Annotated in this window: 1 protein-coding gene; it reads right to left on the bottom strand. The window is 54.9% G+C overall.

The window, feature by feature from the left end; genetic code table 11:
* Positions 1-267 (bottom strand): hypothetical protein (locus AC1RO3_RS09015; RefSeq protein WP_481764082.1); only part of this gene is annotated, 267 nt, incomplete at its 3' end.
* Positions 268-304 lie beyond the last annotated feature (37 nt).

Here is a 304-nt window from a genome sequence, read left to right on the forward strand (position 1 = left end):
GCCGAAACCTCCAGACGCCACGTTCTTGTAGGACACCACAGGGTTAGCGTTCGAACCACCGCTCGGGTTTTCGAGAGCAGTGCCCGTAACAAACGGGTATCCATCCACCGTCACGGGTTTGCCCATCACAACATATGAGTTGCCTGTAGCACCATGCGTTATTGGATACATCACGATCACGGTGTCGTTGACGCCCGGGATCGATCCGAAGTTGCCGTTTAGGCCTCCGTAGTTACCAAACTGGATAAGCAGACGCCCATCACTCATTGTCTGGTCCGAGAAGCCGGGCAGTCCATCGAAGTTC

The sequence above is a fragment of the Dellaglioa sp. CoH-57-MRSF-19 genome, from assembly GCF_056781975.1.